General features: G+C 73.2%; 17 protein-coding genes and 1 pseudogene. 10 read left to right on the forward strand and 8 right to left on the reverse strand.

What is annotated here, in order from left to right; genetic code table 11:
- From ACWDEN_RS27145 to ACWDEN_RS27160, 4 genes and pseudogenes are all read left to right on the forward strand, one after another.
- Positions 1–636 (forward strand): annotated as a pseudogene (locus tag ACWDEN_RS27145) (hypothetical protein); the annotation flags it as partial.
- A gap of 205 nt (positions 637–841) precedes the next feature.
- Entirely contained in the window at positions 842–1,504 is a 663-nt protein-coding gene (locus tag ACWDEN_RS27150) for a maltokinase N-terminal cap-like domain-containing protein (RefSeq protein WP_351616799.1), read from the forward strand.
- 231 nt (positions 1,505–1,735) lie between these two features.
- Complete coding sequence (locus tag ACWDEN_RS27155; protein ID WP_351616796.1) at positions 1,736–3,592, forward strand: M1 family aminopeptidase; 1,857 nt, start codon at positions 1,736–1,738, stop codon at positions 3,590–3,592.
- Between the two features lie 87 nt (positions 3,593–3,679).
- Positions 3,680–4,519, forward strand: coding sequence for a lysozyme (locus ACWDEN_RS27160; RefSeq protein WP_351616793.1), 840 nt, complete (start codon positions 3,680–3,682; stop codon positions 4,517–4,519).
- 171 nt (positions 4,520–4,690) lie between these two features.
- Here the strand turns inward: ACWDEN_RS27160 and ACWDEN_RS27165 are convergent, their stop codons facing one another.
- From ACWDEN_RS27165 to ACWDEN_RS27175, 3 genes are all read right to left on the reverse strand, one after another.
- On the reverse strand, positions 4,691–5,326 hold the full coding sequence (locus ACWDEN_RS27165) for a LysE family transporter (RefSeq protein WP_351616790.1): 636 nt from the start codon (positions 5,324–5,326) through the stop codon (positions 4,691–4,693).
- Between the two features lie 372 nt (positions 5,327–5,698).
- Entirely contained in the window at positions 5,699–6,139 is a 441-nt protein-coding gene (locus tag ACWDEN_RS27170; protein WP_450860325.1) for a 5'/3'-nucleotidase SurE, read from the reverse strand.
- A gap of 180 nt (positions 6,140–6,319) precedes the next feature.
- The gene (locus tag ACWDEN_RS27175; RefSeq protein WP_450860326.1) at positions 6,320–7,576 is read right to left on the reverse strand and encodes an MFS transporter; all 1,257 of its coding nucleotides are present in this window, start codon (positions 7,574–7,576) and stop codon (positions 6,320–6,322) included.
- A 201-nt stretch (positions 7,577–7,777) separates the two neighbouring features.
- On the opposite strand from ACWDEN_RS27175, the gene ACWDEN_RS27180 reads away from it, so the two are divergent.
- Positions 7,778–8,779, forward strand: a complete 1,002-nt coding sequence (locus ACWDEN_RS27180; protein ID WP_450860327.1) for a LacI family DNA-binding transcriptional regulator — start codon at positions 7,778–7,780, stop codon at positions 8,777–8,779.
- A gap of 41 nt (positions 8,780–8,820) precedes the next feature.
- On the opposite strand, the gene ACWDEN_RS27185 is transcribed toward ACWDEN_RS27180, so the two are convergent.
- A complete protein-coding gene (locus tag ACWDEN_RS27185; protein WP_450860328.1) occupies positions 8,821–9,756 on the reverse strand; it encodes an alpha/beta hydrolase fold domain-containing protein in 936 nt (311 codons plus the stop codon).
- A gap of 412 nt (positions 9,757–10,168) precedes the next feature.
- On the reverse strand, positions 10,169–11,326 hold the full coding sequence (locus ACWDEN_RS27190) for an FAD-dependent monooxygenase (RefSeq protein ID WP_450860329.1): 1,158 nt from the start codon (positions 11,324–11,326) through the stop codon (positions 10,169–10,171).
- A gap of 114 nt (positions 11,327–11,440) precedes the next feature.
- Between ACWDEN_RS27190 and ACWDEN_RS27195 the strand changes: the two genes are divergently transcribed.
- Positions 11,441–11,998 (forward strand): TetR/AcrR family transcriptional regulator, encoded by a 558-nt coding sequence (locus tag ACWDEN_RS27195; RefSeq protein WP_351616772.1) that lies wholly within the window; start codon positions 11,441–11,443, stop codon positions 11,996–11,998.
- A 117-nt stretch (positions 11,999–12,115) separates the two neighbouring features.
- On the opposite strand, the gene ACWDEN_RS27200 is transcribed toward ACWDEN_RS27195, so the two are convergent.
- The 3 genes from ACWDEN_RS27200 to ACWDEN_RS27210 all read right to left on the reverse strand — a co-directional run bounded on the left by ACWDEN_RS27200 (position 12,116) and on the right by ACWDEN_RS27210 (position 14,885).
- On the reverse strand, positions 12,116–13,282 hold the full coding sequence (locus tag ACWDEN_RS27200; RefSeq protein WP_450860330.1) for an AI-2E family transporter: 1,167 nt from the start codon (positions 13,280–13,282) through the stop codon (positions 12,116–12,118).
- 600 nt (positions 13,283–13,882) lie between these two features.
- Positions 13,883–14,248, reverse strand: coding sequence for an ANTAR domain-containing protein (locus ACWDEN_RS27205; RefSeq protein WP_450860331.1), 366 nt, complete (start codon positions 14,246–14,248; stop codon positions 13,883–13,885).
- Positions 14,249–14,441: 193 nt separating this feature from the next.
- Positions 14,442–14,885 carry a DUF2267 domain-containing protein gene (locus ACWDEN_RS27210; protein WP_450860332.1) on the reverse strand — a complete coding sequence of 148 codons (444 nt, stop codon included), beginning with the start codon at positions 14,883–14,885 and terminating at the stop codon, positions 14,442–14,444.
- A 244-nt stretch (positions 14,886–15,129) separates the two neighbouring features.
- Here ACWDEN_RS27210 and ACWDEN_RS27215 point away from each other — a divergent pair, with 244 nt between their 5' ends.
- The 4 genes from ACWDEN_RS27215 to ACWDEN_RS27230 all read left to right on the forward strand — a co-directional run bounded on the left by ACWDEN_RS27215 (position 15,130) and on the right by ACWDEN_RS27230 (position 17,669).
- Positions 15,130–15,867 carry an MgtC/SapB family protein gene (locus ACWDEN_RS27215; RefSeq protein WP_351622515.1) on the forward strand — a complete coding sequence of 246 codons (738 nt, stop codon included), beginning with the start codon at positions 15,130–15,132 and terminating at the stop codon, positions 15,865–15,867.
- 286 nt (positions 15,868–16,153) lie between these two features.
- Positions 16,154–16,684 carry a hypothetical protein gene (locus ACWDEN_RS27220; RefSeq protein ID WP_351622517.1) on the forward strand — a complete coding sequence of 177 codons (531 nt, stop codon included), beginning with the start codon at positions 16,154–16,156 and terminating at the stop codon, positions 16,682–16,684.
- Positions 16,685–17,029: 345 nt separating this feature from the next.
- On the forward strand, positions 17,030–17,245 hold the full coding sequence (locus ACWDEN_RS27225) for a hypothetical protein (RefSeq protein ID WP_351622520.1): 216 nt from the start codon (positions 17,030–17,032) through the stop codon (positions 17,243–17,245).
- Positions 17,246–17,300: 55 nt separating this feature from the next.
- The gene (locus ACWDEN_RS27230) at positions 17,301–17,669 is read left to right on the forward strand and encodes a low affinity iron permease family protein (protein WP_450860333.1); all 369 of its coding nucleotides are present in this window, start codon (positions 17,301–17,303) and stop codon (positions 17,667–17,669) included.
- The last annotated feature ends 51 nt before the right edge of the window (positions 17,670–17,720 follow it).

Here is a 17,720-nt window from a genome sequence, read left to right on the forward strand (position 1 = left end):
CGGCCGGTGAAGCCTGAGTTGCCGGTGAAGCCTGAGTTGCCGGTGAAGCCGGTGTATCCGGTGAAGCCTGAGTTGCCGCAGCGGCCGGTGAAGCCTGAGTTGCCGGTGAAGCCTGAGTTGCCGGTGAAGCCGGTGTATCCGGTGAAGCCTGAGTTGCCGCAGCGGCCGGTGAAGCCGGTGTATCCGGTGAAGCCTGAGTTGCCGCAGCGGCCGGTGAAGCCGGTGTATCCGGTGAAGCCTGAGCTGCCGGTGAAGCCGGTGTATCCGGTGAAGCCTGAGTTGCCGCAGCGGCCGGTGAAGCCTGAGCTGCCGGTGAAGCCGGTTTACCCGGTGAAGCCTGAGTTGCCGCAGCGGCCGGTCAAGCCGGTGTACCCGGAGAAGCCGGTACAGCCGGTCAAGCCGACCTACCCGGAACATCCGGTGAAGCCGGTGTACCCGGAGAAGCCGGTGCACCCGGTCAAGCCGACCTACCCCGAGCACCCGGTGAAGCCGGTGTATCCGGAGAAGCCGGTGCAGCCGGTCAAGCCGACCTACCCGGAGCACCCGGTGAAGCCCGTTCGGCCGTCGAAGCCGTCGGAGCCGCATCACGCTCACAAAAAGTCGGACCACGAGCACGAATCGCGGGACGATGAGTAAGTGACAAAGGACAGCTGAGAGAGTCCGGGACACCAACAGGAGATCGCTGGGCCGCCCACAGTGGGCGGCCCAGCGGCATGCCAACTGGGCCGCGAACAGGTTGAGTTGACGCCCTGGCCTGAACCGGGACAGGCGGTGACCAGCGGGAACGGTGTGAGAAGCTGCGGTGGTCAGCACGTCCGCACAACGGAGGAACACCGACGGCATGGCCATCATCCACCACACCACGCTCAAGCCCACGAAGCTGGAGCTGCTCACCGACTGGCTGCCCTCGCGTCCCTGGTACCGCGGGGGCCCGGACGCCCCGGTGCCGGTCAAGTCCGGCGGTTTCCGGCTGGAGGATCCGGAGGGCGAGGTCGGCATCGAGTTCATGGTGGCCACCGACACCGCCACCTCCACCGCCGAAGCGACCGCCTACCTGGTCCCGTTGACCTACCGCGCCGCGCCGCTGCAGGGCGCGGAGCACGCGCTCGTCGGCACGATCGAGCACGGTGTGCTGGGCACGCGCTGGGTCTACGACGGCTGTCACGACCCGGTGCTGGTCACCGAGTTGCTGTCGCTGATGGAGGGCACGGCCCAGGCACACGCCCAGAGCGTCGACGGCGCCCTGGATCCCGAGGTGGTCCGCTCCTGCGCCGGCGCCCCCTTCACCCTGGACGGCTTCACCCCCGAGCCGGCCGACGACGCGGAGGGCACCCGCATCCCCGCGCCGCACGGCACGGTCCTGCAGGTCCACCGGGTCCTGACGCCCGTGCCCGAGAACCCGCCGCTGTGCCCCGAGGGTGCGATCGGTCATGTGGCGCGCGGCTGGCAGGACCCGCAGGGCACGCCGCTGGCGGCGGTGTTCGTGACGCTGCGCACCGCCTGACCCCATTGCACACGCTCGATCCACACGACTCATCGACTCATATCGCTCATCTGGCATGGGCAGGTCAAATCTGTCACGCTTTCGGCAGTCCGCGCCCTGACCCCGTGAGGGCGCGGCGCACCTCTCGGTGCAGCGATCGCGCAAGCCCCGTCAGCGGCCGCCCCGGCGTACCCCAGTCACCGGCGGCCATCGAGCAGGCCGGGAATCCCGGCCTCCGCAAAGGAGTAGCGTGTGAGATCGACCCCCCACAAGGCCCTCGGCGCCGGTGCGCTCACCGTCGCCGCCGTGGCCGCACTCGTGCTCCCCGGCACGCCCGCCGCGGCCCGCACGGCCGCGGCACCCGCCGCCTGCAGTCCGGCGCAGGTCGTCGGCAACGGCGGCTTCGAGAGCGGGACATCGCCCTGGTCGACGTCCTCCTCCACCGTCATCACCAGCCGCTCCGGCGAGACCGCCCACGGTGGCAGTTCCTACGCCTGGCTGGACGGAGTCGGCAGCACCCATACCGACACCCTCAGCCAGAGCGTCACCATCCCCTCCGGGTGCGACGCGGCCACCCTCACCTTCTGGCTGCACATCGACACGGACGAGACGACCTCCTCCGTCGCGTACGACAAGCTCACCGCCCGGATCGGCAGCACGACGCTGGCCACCTACTCGAACCTCGACGAGAACACCGGGTACGTCCAGAAGTCGGTCGACGTGTCGGCGTACGCCGGGCAGACCGTCACGCTCTCCTTCACCGGGACCGAGGACTCCAGCCTCCGGACGAGCTTCGTCCTCGACGACATCGCGCTCGACACCTCGGGCGGCGGCGCGCCACCGCCCGGCGACTCCACGCGCACCCCGGCCGCACCCTCGTACACCGTGAACCTCAGCAGCGACACGAGCGGCACCGAATGGACCGGGCACGAGAGCGTGACCTTCGCCAACGCCTCCGCCACCGCGCTCAACGAGGTCTACCTGAGGCTGTGGGACAACTACCACGGCACCTGCGACGCGATGCCGATCCGGGTCACGGGCGTCACCGGCGGCACCGCGGAGGCCCCCTCCGTGGCCTGCACCGCGCTGAAGATCGACCTGCCGGCCCCGCTCGCCCAGGGCCAGAGCGCCACCATCGGCTTCGACCTGGGCATCACCGTGCCCAGCGGCGCCGACCGGTTCGGCCACGACGGCGCCTACAGCTTCATCGGCAACGCCCTGCCCGTCCTCGCGGTCCGCGACGGCGCCGGCTGGCACCTCGACCCGTACACGGACAACGGCGAGTCGTTCTACTCCCTGGCCGCCGACTTCAAGGTGACCCTGGACCACCCGAGCGGCCTGCTGGTCCCGGCCACCGGCACCTCCACCGACACACCCGGTTCCAGCGGCCGTACGGTGACCACGGCGACAGCGTCGAAGGTCCGTGACTTCGCCTGGGCCGCCGGGCCCTTCACCAAGGTCTCCGGCACCTCGGCGGCCGGCGTCGCGGTGAACGTCTACTCGGTCTCGGGCATCAGCTCCTCCAGCGCCCAGTCCATGCTCAGCACCGCCAAGAGCGCCGTGGACGCCCACGCGGCCCGTTTCGGCGCCTATCCCTACGGCGAGCTGGACGCCGTGCTCGACAACAACTACTGGTTCGGCGGCATGGAGTACCCCGGGTTCGTCCTGGACGTGGTCAGCTCCACCGCCCTCACCCACGAGATCGGCCACCAGTGGTGGTACGGCATCGTCGGCGACGACGAGTACAACGGCCCCTGGCTGGACGAGGCGTTCACGGACTACGCCACCGACCTCGCCCTCGGCAAGACCGGCACCAACTGCTGGAGCAGCGTCTCCTGGGCCTCCAGCGCCGAGAAGATCACCGGCTCCATGGCCTACTGGGACGCGCACTCCTCCCGCTATTCCACCGTCGTCTACGGCTACGGCAAGTGCGCGCTGCACGACCTGCGCCGCGTCCTCGGTGACACCGCCATGGCCAAGCTGCTGAAGGACTACGCGACGGCGCACTGGTACGGCGTGTCGACCACGGCCGAGTTCAAGGCCGCCGCCCAGGCCGCCACGAGCACCGACCTCACCTCCTTCTGGTCCCAGCACCGCATCGAAGGCTGACCGGACCACCCGCATGGCTCAAAAACCGGCCGCGGATTGCTTCATGGGGCGGAACCCGGAGTGCGATACGACCCGACCACGGGTCAGATGGATTACGTGCGAAGCCTCATCGTCCCTTTCCGCGGCCGGTCCCGCCTGTGCCTCACCGGGGCCCTGGCCGCCCTTGTCCTGTTCCTGTCCAGCCCCCCGGCCCTGCCCGAACCCGGCGGGGGTGCACGCGTGCGCGGCGGCGCCTATATGGGCATCGGCGTCCTCGCCCATGACGGAGACACAGGCGCCCGGCCCCCGGCGGGCCGCACCTCGCAGCCCGAGGGCGTCGATGTCGCCAGCCACCAGCTCGCCGTCGACTGGCCGACCCTGTGGAAGGACGGCACACAGTGGGCGTACACGAAGGCCACCGAGGGGACGTACTACACCAACCCCTACTTCACCCAGCAGTACAACGGCGCGTACAAGGCGGGCATGATCCGCGGCGCCTACCACTTCGCCACCCCGGACACCACCAGTGGCGCCACGCAGGCCGACTACTTCCTGGCGCACGGCGGCGGCTGGTCCAAGGACGGCAGGACCCTGCCCGGCGTGCTCGACATCGAGTGGAATCCGTACGGCGCCGCCTGCTTCGGCAAGTCCAAGAGCGCCATGGTCACCTGGATCCGCGACTTCCTGAACCGCTACAAGTCGCGCACCGGCCGGAACGCCATGATCTACACGGCGACCAGCTGGTGGAGCGACTGCACCGGCAACTACAGCGGCTTCGCGGCGACCACCCCCCTGTGGATCGCCCGTTACGCCTCGGACCCGGGGACCCTGCCGGCCGGCTGGTCGTACCACACGATGTGGCAGTACACCTCCACCGGCAAGACCGTCGGGGACCACGACCGCTTCAACGGCGCCCCGGACCGGCTGAAGACCTTCGCGACCGGCTGACCCCGGTCCTGGCGCCACTCCTGGGTGCGCGGCAGCTCGAGCGGTGCTCCGACGTCACCTCGTGCTCCGCGATCGCCTCCGCTCCGAATGCAGGGACAGGAGGGACAGGAGGGAGAGGAGGGAGACGAGGGAGACGAGGGAGACGAGGGAGAGGTGGGGCAGGCCTTGGTCCTAGTGGCCGTGCGTGAAGAGCATGCGCAGGGCGAGTGCCGTCATCACGGCGCTGGACACCAGGGCCGTGACGAGCCGCCCCCGGCTGCCGGTCAGGAGCCGGCCGAGCAAGGCTCCGCCGCCGGCCAGGAGCAGTTGCCAACTGGCCGATGCCGTAAAGGCGGCCAGGACGAACAGGGCCCGTTCGAGGTGGTCCGGTGCCGCCGAGGTCTGGCTGCCCAGCACCAGAGCCGCGAAGTAGATCACGGTGAGGGGGTTCATCATCGTGACGCCCCACAGCCCCAGGAAGGCCCGGGCGGGGCGCAGGGGAGTCGCGCCGGTCCGGGAGGCCGTCGGCGGCGTACGGTAGTGGGCGATCGCCGTTGCCGCGCCGCGCACCGCCAGCACGACGAGCACCGCGCCGGCGACCCAGCGCAGGGGGTGCACGATCGGCTCGACGGCGTGTGTCAGCGCGGAACCTCCGATCACGGCGATCAGCGCGTACAGGCCGTCCGCCGCCGCGACACCCAGCGCGGCACAGGCACCGATCCGCAATGAGGTCCGGGCGGTGAGCGCCACCAGATACGTCCCGACGGCTCCCACCGGTACGGCGATGCCGTAGCCCGCGAGAAGCCCCGCGACCAGCGCCGCGGTCATGCGTGCACGGGCGTGGGCCTTCTCCGGCGGCCGCGCTGCTGTCGACCACGCACCGAGCGGTCGGCGGCGGTCCACGGCAGGAAGGCGGTCAGCGAGGTCATGCGCCGATCGTGACGGCAGCGCGGCTGCCCGGACAACTCCTTTTCGCCGTCCCGCTGAGACCGCCCCGCGTCAGCCGCGGCGTGCCGTGACCGGCGCGGTGCGGTTGCCGCGGTGTGGCCGGACATGCCGCTGGCGGCCGAACTGTCCTCGTGGGTCCGGGCCATGGCGCCGACCCGGCCCTGGTCCCGGCCGGCGAGACCGAGATGCGGCCGGCGTCGACGGACGCGACATCGCTGCCCGGGCGGGCGGGGGTGTCCACCAGGCCGACGGTCACCTTCCAGGTGCCGTCGCCGTCGTCGGCGTAGGCGGACTTGAGCACGGGGTGCGGATCCTGTGTGGTGACGTCCGCACCGCGGGCGGTGCCCGTGCCGTCCGCATGGCGTTGAGGATCCGGTCGGGTACGGGCGCCTCCAGGCCGCCGGTGCTGACGGCGATCGAGGGTACGCCGTCCTCCAGGGCCGTCATCGCGGCGCCCACCGTGCCCGAATGGGTGGCCAGGGCCGCGAGGTTGGGGCCGAAGTTCGTCCCGGACAGCACCAGGTCCGGGGCGTGCCGGTCGAACACGGCGGAGAGGCCGAAGTTCACCGCGTCCGCCGGCGAGCCGTCGACCGCCCACACCTTCGCCCGCGGGTGCCGTACGCCGATCGTGGGGGCGCTGGAGATGCGGGTACCGGCTCCGCTCTGGTTCGTGAGCGGGGCGACGATCGTCACGTCGTTCCCGGCGGTGGGGCGGCGATTGCCGTGGGGGCGGCCAGGGTGCCGGCGCACAGCAGCAGCGCGGCCGGCGGGAGGAGCGGGAGACGCAGGAGGAGACGTCTGCGGGGCACGGTTACTCCTTGGCAGGGGCGTGATGGTGGCTCAGCGGGCAACTGAAAAGAGCGGGGTGGCGGCTCAGCGCACACCGCGGATGGGCAGGATGGCGAGCGCGCCGAGCAGCGACAGCACGCCGCCGAACAGGAACAGCGGGGTGTAGCCGCCGAGCGCGGTGACCACGGCCGAGGCGACGAACGGCGCCACGATCTGCGGTCCGGCGTTGGCGATGTTCAGCACGCCCAGATCGCGTGCGGCGTCCTCGGCGCGGGGGAGCACGAGGGTGACGACGGCGGTGTCCACGGCCATGAAGCAGCCGAACGCCAGCCCGTTGAGGGCGCTGAAGACGAGCATGCCCGGCCAGGTCGGCGCGACCACGGGCACCACCATGACGACACCCGCCAGCGCCGCCGAGACGCCGACGAACACCTTGCGCCGGTTCCAGCGGTCCGACAGCAGGCCGCCGACCAGCGTGGAGACGGCCATCGCCGCCATCGACACCGGAGTGAGGACGGCCATGGCGTCCGCCGCGCTCAGTCCCCCGGGCAGCGCGATGTGGTCGTCGAGGATGTACAACTGGTAGCCGACGACGGAGAAGTAGCCCAGCACCATCAGCGCGCGGCCGATGAAGGCCCAGCGGAAGTCACGGCTGCTCAGCGCCGACAGGAAGGCGGCCGTGCGCCGGCGCCGGGGCAGAGCCGGTGCGGGTTCGGCACCCTGGTCCCGCGGTACGTCCCGGCACAGCGCCGTCAGCAGCACCGCCGCCGCTGCCGCCACGAGTCCCAGTGCCAGGTATCCCGCGGAGAGATGGCCGGCGGTTCTCGAGGCGATGAGAACGCCCAGCGTGCCGCCCACCGGCAGGGCGAGGCCCACCAGGGCGGAGGCCGTGCCGCGGCGGGCCGGCGGGATCCGGTCGGGCACGATGGCGGTGACGGCGGCCTGGTAGACGTTCATGGTCGCCTGGACCAGGCACCATCCGATGCCCGTCAGCAGCGCCGTGCGCACGCTGCCGAGGAAGGCGAGACCGGCCAGCGAGGCCAGCGCTCCGCCGAGCACCCAGGGGTTGCGGCGTCCCGAACGGTCCGAGAGCGCGCCGGCGACCGGATTGCAGGCGGTCGCGAACACCGAGCTGACCCCGCAGATCAGGCCCAGCAGCGCCACTTTGTGGTGCGCGTCGATCGCGGCGACCTGCGTGGGCAGCAGGACGGACCCGACCCCCAGGTACACCGCGTACATCGACGCGTTGGCGACGAGCAGCAGCGTCATCAGCCCCCGCTGCCGGGACTCGGGTGCGGCCGGCGCGGCGGCGGGCCGGAGATCTTCGGTCGGCACGGGCATGGCGACTCCTGGAGGAAGGGGAGGGGGAAGCGAAGAGAGGCAGAACGCGGCCGGGGCGGAGTGGATTACACGTGTAATCGGCGGCGGTGGTCCTTGTGTAGCGCCCGGTCGTGGGGTTGAACAGAGGTCTGCGGCAAGGAAGCCGATTCGTCATGTGACGCGTGTAACCTGAAGGCGCACACAACCCGGCGGAAGGGAACCATGGCGAGGACAGCGGCCGGGGCCGTCACCAGTGCCGATGTCGCTCGGCTGGCGGGCGTCTCGCGGGCCACCGTTTCCTTCGTGCTGAACAACACCCAGGCGCACCGGGTGAGCGAGGCGACCCGCGCGAAGGTCCTCGCCGCCGCGGACACCCTCGGCTATGTGCCGCACGCGGCGGCCCGCTCCCTGCGCGCGGGCCGCAACAACCTGGTGCTGATCCCCGCCGCCGTGTCCGCCATCGGCCGCCTGGTCAGCGGCTGGATCGACGACCTGCACACGGAGCTGGAGCGGTACGGCTACACGACGGTCCTGCACGCCGGCCGGTTCGCCGATCCCGGCACCGCGGCCCGCGCGTGGGCCGAACTGCGCCCCGGCGCGGTCCTGGCGCTGGACGGCACGAGCCTGGACGCGGCCGCCGTGGACGTGCTGCGGCGCGCCGGTGTACGGGCCCTGATGGCCCTCGCTCCGCGGCCCGTCGAGGGCGTCCACACGGTCGTGTTCGACGACCAACGGGTGGGCGTGCTCGCGGCCGAACACCTCGTCGCGCGGGGGCGGCGGCGCCTCGGCGTCGTCATGCCCCGCGAACGGGGCCTCTCCGCCTTCGCCGAGCCCCGCCTGGCCGGCGCGCGGAGCGTGGCCGCCCGGACGACGGCGACGGTGACCCGGGTGGAGATGGAGTACACGCGCGCGTCCGCCGCCGAGTTGGCGCAGGGCTGGACGGAGCGCGGCCTGGACGGCGTCTTCGCCTACAACGACGAGTACGCGGCGCTGCTGCTGGCCGTGCTGCGGGACGAGGGCGTCGACGTCCCCGGTGACGTCGCCGTCGTAGGCTGCGACGACCTCGTGACAGCGGCCCTGCAGCGCCCCGCGCTCACGACGATCCGGCTGGACGCGCCCTCCGCCGAGCAGGTGGCCGCGACGCTGCACGACCTGATCGAGACCGGCACCGCGGCACCCCTGCCGGCGGTCGAACCGGTGCTGGTACGCCGTGACTCGGCCTGACGGCAGCTGCCTCCGGGGAAGGACCTGACGGCGTCCGGAGGTCAGGCGGTCAGGTGGCGGTGGAGGAAGTCCACGCTGTGCGCCACGATCGCAGGCACCTCCGCGGAGCCGAGGAAGATGTGGTCGGCCCCCTCGACCGGCCGCAGTGTGACATCACCGCCCGCGCCCCTGAGCACCCGGGCCAGCACCTCGCTCTGGCCGTAGGGCACGACCTGGTCCTCGCGGCCGTGGATCAGCAGGAACGGAGGCGCGCCGCCGTCCGCCGCGTAGGTCACAGGGCTCGCGGCGCGGGCCCGCTCCCGGCGTTCGGTCTCCGGCCCGCCGAGCAGGGTGAGGACGGGGTTCGGGTACGACGGCTCGCCGGGCAGGGAGGGCATGCGGTGGGTCAGGAGCGGCTCGAGGTCGGAGACGCCGTACCAGTCGACGACGGCCCGCACCCCGCTGTCCCCCTCCCGCACGCCCTCCATCCCTTCGAGGCCGGCGCCGTGTGTCTCGGCGCGGACCAGGCCGGCCAGTGCGGCGAGGTGTCCGCCGGCCGACTCGCCCCAGGCGCCGATCCGTTCGGGGTCGATGCCGAGGGCCGCGGCGTGCTGCCGTACATACCGGATGGCGGCCTTGACGTCATGGAGCTGGGCGGGGAAGGGCGCCTCCAGGCTGTGCCGGTAGTCGACGGCGACCAGCGCCAGACCGGCCCCGAGGACGGCCCCGTGCAGCAGCTCCACCGGCACCGTGGGCGGCGGATAGCGCCGGTCGCCCTCCAGCCAGCCCCCGCCGTGGATCCACACGACTGCCGGTACGGGTGCCGCGGCGGGCGGTACATGGACATCCAGCAGGCGCGGCCGGTAGCCCGGCGAGATCGCGTAGGTCAGCCCGTGGAAACGGCGGACACCGTCGGTGCCTTTCACGGAGGGGCTGGGAGCGCGGAACGGGGGCGGCGGCCAGCCCGTGTCGAGCTGGGCGGGTGCGGTCGAGGTCATGGCGGGGCCTTCCGTCGTCGGCCGGGGCAGTGCGCCGAGGGCGCGGGCTCGTCGGCGCAGCAGGATGTTACACGTGTAACTACCGCCTGGCGAGGGTCTTCCCCGACGGCTGCGCGGCGTGCCGCCTACGCCGTCCACGCACCGGGCGTCCGGGCCCTCGCCCTCGGCGTGGGCGCCTCGGTTCCCTCGCCGAGGACGACCTGGACCGTATGCGCCCCGCCCTGCTGTCCCTGCCCGGCGGCGCCAGGTCCGTCGTGTCGGGCGAGGCGATGCGGAGCGCCGGCTGAGCGCCGGCTGAGCGCGGGCGTGCGTCGCCGCCGTCGTACGCCCGCGGGTGCCGCACGTCGAAATCCTCCAGCTGCTGGTCTCCCCGGTGCACCGGCTCGTGGTCGGCAGGCCCCAGGGGGGCAGGTCAGCCCAGGCGCGGCGGCGTCCAGTCGGCGTGCCGGAGGATCGCTCGTGTCGCCAGCCGGGACGGGGTGACCCGGAGCGCGGTGTTGCGCAGGGCCACGGCCAGCGGGTGGGACAGCCGCTGGCCCATCCGGCCCGCCTGCCGGGCCGCGCGGGCGACCGCCTGGGAGCGCGGGCGGCGCTCGGCGTCGTAGCGGGCCAGGGCTGCGGCGACGGAGGGCTGCGTGGCGAGCGCGGCGGCGAGCGTGGCCGCGTCCTCCAGGGCCTGGCAGGCGCCCTGGCCGAGATTCGGTGTCATGGCGTGCGCGGCGTCGCCGAGGAGCACCACCCGGCCCGCGACGAACGACCGCAAGGGCGTGGCCAGTTCGTGGATGTCGTGGTGGAGCACGGCCTCCGGCCGGGTCGCGTCCAGGAGGGCGGGGACCGGATCGTGCCAGCCGCCGAAGCGGCGGCGCAGCGCGCCGAGCGGGTCGGCGTGGCGCACGCCGGGCGGTGCGGTGAGCACCGCGTGCCACTCGGCCCGGCCGTCGCAGAAGCAGATGTGGCCGAACTCCGCGCCCTCGCCCCAGGTCAGCTCGAAGTCGGTGCGCAGGTCCAGCGGCCCGTCGGTCACGGCCCGCAGGACCGTCGAGCCGGCGTACACCGGGCCGGGATGATCGGGGAACAGCAGTCCGCGCAGCCGGCTGCCCACCCCGTCGGCCGCGACGACCAGGTCGGCGTCCAGGACCTCGTCCCCGGCCGGCACGCCCACCCGGTCGGGGGCCGAGCGGTCCAGCGCCGGCACGGTGACGCCGGTCAGCAGGCTCTCGGCCGGCAGGGCCTCGCGCAGCAGGCGGTGCAGGACCGCGCGCCGGATCCCGACGATCGGCGTGCCCAGCGCGCGTTCGAGGGCGGCGCCGTCCATCCGCGCCAGCCATCGGCCCCCGGGGGCGCGGGTGCCGCCGGTGTACTGCGGGCGTGCCGCCGCGCGCACGGCCGCGCCGACGCCGAGGGCGTCCAGGGCGCGCAGGCCGTTGGCGTGCAGCGAGATGCCCGCGCCCGCGTCGGCGAGGGTGCCGGCCCGCTCCACGACCCGTACGTCCCAGCCGATCCGGCGCAGGCCGATCGCCGCCGCCAGCCCGCCGATGCCACCTCCGACCACCACCGCCGTACCGCCCATGCCGGACCCCCTTCGACCTTGGTTCGCGCCAGGGCTTCTACAGGTGTAGAAGCCCTGGCGAAGACCCTACAACCTCGTTCTACGGCTGTAGAAGCGGGGGTGTAGAAAGTGAGGGTGTCCACAGACCGACGTACTCTCCTCGCCGACGCGGCCATCGCCGTCCTCGCCGACGCCGGCATGCGGGGGCTGACCCATCGCGCGGTGGACCGGGCGGCACAGCTGCCGCCCGGCACCACGTCCGCCTACTACCGCACCCGCCAGGCCCTGCTCACCGCACTGGTCCGGCGCCTCGTGGCGCTCGACCAGGCCGAGCTGCAGGAGATCGGTGCGAGGACGCCGCCGTTGCGGACCGCCGCCGAAGTGGTCCTCGGACTCGTCGCGTTCACGGCGGCGAGGCTCACCGGGGAAGGGCGCAGACGCTCCCTGGCGCGCTACGCGTGCGCCGTCGAGAGCGCGCGCCATCCCGAACTGCGCGAGATCCTGGTGCCGCGCGAGAACCTGGCGCGGCAGGCGTTGTGCGACTTTCTCGCCGCGCAGGGCGTGGCCGACCCGGAGGAACGGACGGTGACGCTGCTGACCTGCGTGGACGGCCTGGTCTTCGACCGGCTGGTGAACGGTGGGAGCGTGGCGGAGGAGGAGCTCCGCGGACTGGTGGCGGCGGCCCTGCGCTGAGCGGTACGCCGGCGGTCGCGGCGCCGGCGGTACGACGCTGACCGGTCAGCGCCATGTCCCTTGAGACTCACGGCAGTTGATGATGTGGGACGCGCGGCAGTCGATGACGGCCCGGACTCACGGCGGCACCGCACGCAGTGCGCGCAGCACCGCCCAGACCACCGACACCATCGGCACGGCCACCACGGCACCGATCACCCCGGCGATGATGCTGCCGGCGATCACGGACACCGCGACGACGAGCGGATGCAGCCGCACGGCCCAGCTCATCACCAGCGGATGCAGCACATGCCCCTCCAGCTGGCCGATCACGACGATCAGCGCCAGCACGGCCAGAGCCGTCAGCGGTCCCCGCCCGGCCAGCGCGACGATGGTGGCGACGCCGAGCGCGACCGGCGAGCCCACCAGCGGCACGAACGCGGCGAAGAACTCCAGCAGCGTCAGCGGCAGCGCGAGCGGCACGCGCAGCACGAGCAGCGCGATACCGACGAGCACGGCGTTGGTGGCGGCCACGATGATGATGCCGCGCGTGTACCCGGCGAAGGCCCGCCAGGCGGCCCACCCCGCCCGGTCCCACGCCGGACGGGCGCCGACCGGCAGCATCTGGTCGCGGACCCAGCGCCACAGGCGTTCACCGGAGTGGATGAAGAACACCGAGGCGAACAGCGCGAGCGCGCCCCCGGTGACCAGCTCCACCGCGCGGCTCAGCCCGCTGACGGCACGGCTGAGCAGGATGGACCGGTGCGCGGACAGGTAGTGCGTCACCTGGTTCTCCAGCTCGGACAGCCGGTGGGGACTCAGCCGGAACGGCGGCCGCTGGAGCCACTGTTCGATGCGGTGCACCCCGCCCCGGAACTCGCCCGTCAGCCTGGCCGACTCGCCCGCGACGGCGTTGCCCACCAGGGCCAGCAGAGCGAGCAGTAACAGGATGCTGCCGACCAGCGCCACGGCGACGCACAGCGGCCGCGGCAGGGCCCGGTCGAGCAGGTCCGTCAGCGGGCGCAGGACGGAGGTGACGACCAGCGCGAGGAACAGGGCCACGGCGACGAGCTGGAAGCTGCCGAGGATGCTGAAGACGCCGTAGACGACGATCCCGACGAGGATGAGCCGCCAGGCGTAGGCCGCCCCGACCCGCAGCCACGGCACCGTCCGCTCGGCCGCCGGCACCGGTTCGGTGCGCGGTACGGCCGGGAGCCGCACGGTGTACGCCGGCCGGCTGCCCAGCACCCGCGTCCTGCGGCGCCGGCCGTCCGGCCCGGCCGCCCGCCGACGCGCATCGCCCACCACCGTTCCCGGCTCCTCTCCGTCATCCCGGATGACGGTCGGTCACACGTAGAACCGTAAGCGCACGTCGCGAGAGGGGCGCGCGCAATGCGCCCGCGCGTGGTTTCCGCCGGACGGCGGCGCTTCGCACGGCGTGTCACCGTCATCGGGAGACTTTGACGATCTCCCAGGCGACCGCGGCGGACGGGTCCGCGAGGACGAAAGACACACCCGCGGATCCAGGCGGGCGAGCCCGGCCTCCACAGGTCCCCCTCGTGTCCCCCTCGGATCGCCGGCCCGACACGGCGGCCCCCACCTGCGCGCTCACCCGCCAGACCTTCGTCGGCGACCGACGGCAGTAGAAAGCGCTCACAGGACCTTCACAACCGCCGCGGGTGGCCCGAGCGGGGCGGGGCACCCGGAGAGTGTCGTCGGCAGAGGGGATCCTCCAGTGATCACTATCGCCGTCCTGCTGCTCCCCGTCCTCGCCGTCCTCCTCTTCGGCCTCGACCAGGTCGAGGACCGGTGGATCCTGCATCGCCCGACGGCCCGCCACACCCAGGGCCCACCGGCACCGCCGCATGAAGCTGGGCCGCCGCTGAACCGTAGCCGGGCCTGCGCTCAGCGGCCCGTCGTGTCCTCGCCGAGGCCGGCGCACCGCCGGTAGCGGACGATCGCCTTGCCGAGTTCGATCCGCTCCGGTTCGGGGAGTGTGCCGCCCTGGGCGTACTCCAGGATGTGCTCGGCGACCGTCCGCAGTTTGGTGTTGGTGCGCTGGGAGACGTCCCGCAGTGCCCGCCAGCCCTCTTCGGGGGCGATCTGCCCGAGGACGACCACGGCCCCGATGGCCTGGTCGATCACCGCGTGCGAGGACACGGCGCGCCGCAACTGCTCGTTCTCGTTCACCAGCCGGTCGTACTCGGCGGCGAGCTCGGTCGAGGAGAGCAGCACCAGCGGCTGCCGCCGGGAGAGCGCGAAGAAGGCCATGGAGCACCTTTGCGGGGTTGGAGGCGTCACTGCCACGCTTGCCCTCGACGGGCGCTTGCACACCCAATTGAACCAGCAGCGCACGGCACCGTCACGCCGCAGCGGCCGTGCCGCAGGGCGCGCACCTCCGTGCGCCGGACCGGCCCTGCCGTGCGGCCCCGGTGCGCCGGATTCCCGCCGTGACGGCGTGCTGTCAGCCTTTCCGGCCGGTGCCGCCGGTACTCTCGGCCGCCCGGCCCACCGGCAGCAGGTCGCGGATGTCCGCGGGCAGGGCGCCGGCCATCCGCTCGGTCAGCTCAGGGGCCAGCGCGGCGTCGAGCACCTCCATCACGGCGGCCGCCTCCCGCAGGGCCGTGTCCTCGTCGGTGCCCGCCCGGTCGGCGATGCGTCCGGCGAAGACGGTCAGGCCGAACCGCTCGCCCGACACGCCGGAGTCCGCCCCGGCCGACGCGTCGGCCGCCTCCCGCATCGCTGCCGCCATGTCCGCCGGCAGCTGTGCGGCCACATGCCGGGCCAGCCCGGACGGCAGCCGCTCCGACAGCGTGCTCACGACGGCGTGTGCGGCACGTTCGGCCGTGCCCCGGTCCGGCAGCTGGGCCAGCGCCTGCACCTTTCCGATCATCTCGTCGTGGTGCATGAGGCCGCCTCCTTCCTCACGACGTCCCGACGGTGCGATACCCGCGCCGCGGGCCGGGCAGCAGCCGCGGCGCGGCCCGCGGCGCCGTCACCGGGCTCGGCCGGGCCACCCGCGGCCCCGCCCGAGTACCCGGTCGCCGCCGCCGGTACCCGGCCCGGTGGAGTCGCGGTGCCGCCATGGGGTAGGCGTGGTCGGCGGACCATCGAACACGCCGGACAACGGCGGAACCGACTGTGAGGTGTGCATGGCGGGAGCGGGGCTGGCGGCGCCGTTGTGGGACGTCCACAACGGCCAGGGGCCACGGCAGCTGACCGAGCTGGCGCTGGCGCTGCTGCTGTCCAGCCTGATCGGCTGGGAGCGGGCGGCGCAGCAGAAGAGCGCCGGACTGCGCACGCACACGCTGGTCGGTGTCGCCGGCGCGCTGATGATGCAGGTGTCCCAGCACGGGTTCACCGCGGTGCTCGGGCTGGAGAACGTCTCCTTCGACCCCTCCCGTGTCGCGGCTCAGATCGTCTCCGGCATCGGCTTCATCGGCGGCGGCCTGATCTTCGTGCGGCGCGATGCCGTACGGGGCCTGACGACGGCCGCCACCATCTGGCTGACCTGCGCGGTCGGCATGGCCTGCGGCGGCGGGCTGCCCATCCTCGCGCTGGCCGTGACGGCCCTGCACTTCCTGGTGGTGCGCGGCTATCCGCTCTTCACCTCCCGGCTGATCCCCGGCACGGCCGTCGCCGCCTTCGAGGCACGCCTGACCTACCGCACGGGGTCGGCGCTGCTGCCGCGTCTGATGGAGACCTGCACCCGGCGCGGCTTCCGGATCGTGCAGGTCAAAGTCGAACGGCTGCCCGGCCGCACGGACGACGCGGCCCGCGTGCTGCTGGAGCTGGAGGGCGCCGCGGACCCGACGGGGCTGGCCTCCGAGCTCTTCCAGGACGAGGGCGTGCTCGACGTGGAGGTGAGCGCCGCCGCGGACGACGCATAGCGGCTACGGCAGCGGGCCCGCCGCACCCCTCGCCCCGCGTTTCGTCGATGACCTCGCTCGCCCCGCCCTCGTCGGCTCCGGGCCACGCGGTGATGACCGTGTGGCCACGTCCGCTCATCACCGGGCCACAGGCCGGGGGAGCCGGTGGGCCGCTTCCCGGCGGACGACCGGGTCGACGTGGGCGATACCACATATGACCTGGTTCGCAGCCCCTCCCCGCCGACCTGCCGGGAGACTACCGTTGCGTCGAGTCCCTGTTTCCCTGTGCGTCCCGGACGGCCCGGCTGTGCCCACTGATCTGTCCCCCCTCATCGCCGCGACGGCGCGCTGGCTGACGGTCGCCTATCCGCCCAGCGGCGGCGCGCTGGCCTCCGCCCTGTGCGAGGCACAGGCCCGGCAGGCCGCGACCGTCGCCGCGTGGCTGCGCTACCCCACCGACATCGACGCGGGGCTGGTCACCATGGCCGGCCCCGGCGGCGCCGCCCGGCTCGACTGGGTCACCGGTGCCGAACGGGCGGGCGAGGACGGCCCGGACGACGACCGGGCCTGGCGCACCTGGGTGGACGAGGTCGTGGCCAGCTGGGCGGCCGCCCTGCTCACCGATCCGGAGCTGGCCGAACTGGCCGTCGCCGAGCTCGCCGACGGCGAGCATGCCTCGGGCGTCCCGGCCGAGTTCCGGCGGCTGCTCGCTCCCGACGACGGCGACCGAAGTGCCGCCGCACTGCTGCGCCATCCCGACCTCCTCGCCCCGGTGGCCGAGCTCCACCTCGACCAGCTGGTGGACCGGCTCGGGCCGGGCCGCACCCTCGCCGCCTGACGGCCGCCCGACCCGTCGGCCGTCGCCGTCCTGGGCTTCGCCTCCGCACCGGGGGGCGGGATGCGCCTGGGAGCGCAGTCCGGCCGTGCGGCCGCCGCCGGCACCGAAGCGAGCTGCGGCCTGCGGCGGGCAGGAGCCGACCGTCTGGCCGCCTTCACGCTGTTCGCTCTGTCGCGCGCCGCCGGTGCGGGAACCGTCGGCACCAGCGCGCACTGCTCCACCTCCGTGCGCGGGGCGCCGGCCCGGGCCCGGTGTCGTACGCCTCCGCAGGGGTACTGCGGAGCCGATCCGCGGGCCGTTCGCCGTCGGCGGCCGGCTGCGAGTGACGGCAGGCAGGAGAAGGCGATGCGCGCGCAAGACGGCGGGGCACCGGCGGCCGGCGGTGTCGGGGACGCGGTGGCCCGGCCGGTCCAGGACACCGGCGCCCTCCGGGACGAGTGCACGACTGCGCCGGGGCGGCTGGGCGCGGTCGTACCGAGCGGGGCGTACACCGCCGGGGCCGTGGGCCTGGCGACGGCGGTCCGCGACCGGATACGCGCCGCGGCCCGGGCCGCCGTATGACGGCCGGCGGCGGCCGGTGATCCGGGTGTCGCCAGGCATGAGGGAAGGCTCGGCCATGACCTTCAAGAATCCCGTGCACCCCGGCGGGATCCGCCGCGGCCGGTTCGAGCAGTTCGCGGAGTACGCCTCCAACTTCACCAGCTCGCCGGTGTTCTTCCTCTTCTGCCTGCTCCTCGTGGGCTTCTTCGCCGCCGCACACGTCGCGCACCTGCGGCTCGAACTGCTCCTGCTCGTGGGCGAGTCCATGACCGCGGTCACCCTGCTGCTCCTCGCCCTGCTGAAGAACGCCGAGATGCGAGCCGAGCACGCCATCCAGCGCAAGCTCGACGCGATCGCCGGGGCACTGCCGGCGGCCCACGCCGAGGACGGGAGCCAGGCCTTCGAGGAACTGCGCGAAGCGATCCGGATGGAGGAAGAGACCTGACGGAGACGAGCGAAACGGCGCGGCGGTTCTTCACGGCACGCCGGTCAGGGT

The organism is Streptomyces sp. NPDC001153 (genome assembly GCF_053598315.1).